This is a genomic window from Acinetobacter sp., from assembly GCF_049284435.1.
Classification (GTDB): domain Bacteria; phylum Pseudomonadota; class Gammaproteobacteria; order Pseudomonadales; family Moraxellaceae; genus Acinetobacter.
Genome location: NZ_JBAPXX010000131.1, coordinates 1 through 2,107 on the forward strand (window position 1 = coordinate 1; position 2,107 = coordinate 2,107).

The following is a 2,107-nucleotide window of genomic DNA, read 5'->3' on the forward strand; positions in this document are numbered from 1 at the left end:
CCACGTTCGAGCGCGCTGGTTAAAGCACGTGATACATGGTTTTGCCCCACCAATTCATTAAAATTACGAGGACGGTATTTTCGCGCAAGTACTTGATACATGTATGCTCCTTTTTACAGGTCTAAGCATACTGTTTTTTTATAAAATAGTGAAATGAATGCCGGTTTATAAAGAATAAAAATCCCTTGATCAAAATCATTGAAAAAGGGATATAAAACAGATGCTTTTTTAAAATTAGACCGATTCAAACAGGATAAAGTCACTTTGCATTTGGTAGCGTTTGCCTGTTTGATCTTCACGAATTTCCAAAACATGCTTTTTCAGATCGACATAGAGCAGATTTCGGGTATCGACATTCAGCAGTTCAATCTTTTGTTGTGATTCATCCTGAAACTGAATCTGCCCGCTCATCGTTTCAATTTCATTATGACCACTTAAACTTTCACGCTGTAAAGTAAAGGTCTGATCTTCATTCAAGGTCAAAGCCACTGCCATGCCTGGACAGTCTTCACAACTTGAAAAGCATCCCATACATGGCGTCGTGCCCTGATAATTCCCGACCCAGGCAGGAATCTGAGCTTTGGCTTCCATCACCGTTTTTGCAGCCGGCTGATTCGGCTCCTGACATCCGAATAAGGCACTGCTTGCGACCAGAGGAATCACCAGCACTTTTTTCATTACTTCACACCACAGCCATGGACTGCGCGACAAAATAACATATTTAGCTGATGGGCTAAACTCCCAAATCAGGGATATTTAGCGCCAGCCTTTGCGACCGGTCAGTACCGCATCCGCACAGCGCAAGGTTTCCTGCGTCAGGCCCCAAAGACGGTAATCTCCGGTCAATGAACCTGTAGGAAAGTTATGTGTATAGGCAAAACTTAAACCGCGCTCAGGATCGCACCAAGCACCAGAGCCATTAAAACCCATATGACCAAAACCTTTAGAGGCTTTTCCTAAAGTGAGAACACGGTGATAACCCAAGCGCCAGTGCATCGGTAAAGGCATGACCCGATCTCGTGTTTTGTATTGCACCTGACTAAGTTGTGGGAACACTTCCGGCGAAATGAATTGTTGTCCTTGCCATTCACCACGATTCGCTAACATGGCATAGATTTTTGCCAGACTCTCTGCGGTAAATACTCCATTGGCTGAAGGAATAATCGCTTGTAGACCCTCATTACTAAAGAAACTAAATTTCTTCATGCCTTTGGGAATCATGGCATCCTGAAAATCCTGAGGATCCTGCCCACTAAAGACCAAGGCTCGTTCCATCAGATTGGGTTTTCTTTGCGTGTTTTTTTTCACAGGCTGTGTTTGAGACTTGGCTGCTTTAGGCTTTAAAATGGGCAGCGCTACCCGAGCTAACTCATTCGTCGGTACGCTAAAATAAGCGCCATTTAACTGTAGTGGCTGTACCAGATATTCCTGCATCAGTGCACCCAGTTTTTTACCAGTCGCTTTTTCTAATGCCCCACCGACCTGCCAACCAAAAGTCAAAGGTTGATAAGCGGCATCTGTCGTAGTCTGAAAACGTGGTTCAGCTGCCGCGATCCGCTCCAGCATGTGTGACCAGTCAGCCATTTCAGTGGCATCATCAATGATATTACGGATATCAAACAAGCCACTTTGATGGCTCAGCATATGTGCCAAAGTAATAGAGCGTTTACCTTTCTGGGCAAATTCAGGCCAGTATTCTGCAACTGATCTGTCATAGTCCAGATAACCCTTACTAACCATAATATGCGCTAGAGTCGCTAGTACACCTTTGCCAGTGGAATAGCATAGTGACATGGTATCGGGTTGCCAGTTTTCAGTGATAGACTTTTTACCGGTATAAATATCGACGACCTTTTGTCCTTCAAAATATACCACCAGTGCAGCACCACCCTGTTCGGTACGTGCATCCTGCAAACGGCTAAACTGACGGGCAAGATCGCTAAAACGCTCATCGACGTTGCCCTGATAATTGTGCTGATCAGCAAACAGATAATCTTTAATTGGCTGCATCATTCTATCCATAGAATATTGATCCCTTAAAATGAAAAAGCCTAAATCAGATTTAGGCTTTTGATTCAAATTTAAATTGCTTTGATATGACCGGTGA

Annotated in this window: 3 protein-coding genes; all 3 read right to left on the reverse strand. The window is 43.9% G+C overall.

From position 1 onward, the window contains the following. Positions 1-101 (reverse strand): hypothetical protein (locus WAK81_RS11380; RefSeq protein ID WP_422196905.1); only part of this gene is annotated, 101 nt, incomplete at its 3' end. Between the two features lie 133 nt (positions 102-234). Further along, entirely contained in the window at positions 235-678 is a 444-nt protein-coding gene (locus WAK81_RS11385) for a copper resistance protein NlpE N-terminal domain-containing protein (RefSeq protein WP_422196903.1), read from the reverse strand. A gap of 78 nt (positions 679-756) precedes the next feature. Then, on the reverse strand, positions 757-2,022 hold the full coding sequence (locus tag WAK81_RS11390; RefSeq protein WP_422196904.1) for a serine hydrolase domain-containing protein: 1,266 nt from the start codon (positions 2,020-2,022) through the stop codon (positions 757-759). Between the last annotated feature and the right edge of the window lie 85 nt (positions 2,023-2,107).

Bases quoted from the DNA above. Each gene is read 5' to 3' on its own strand.
- WAK81_RS11390 (WP_422196904.1), bottom strand. From the start codon at position 2,022: ATGGATAGAATGATGCAGCCAATTAAAGATTATCTGTTTGCTGATCAG.
- WAK81_RS11385 (WP_422196903.1), bottom strand. From the start codon at position 678: ATGAAAAAAGTGCTGGTGATTCCTCTGGTCGCAAGCAGTGCCTTATTC.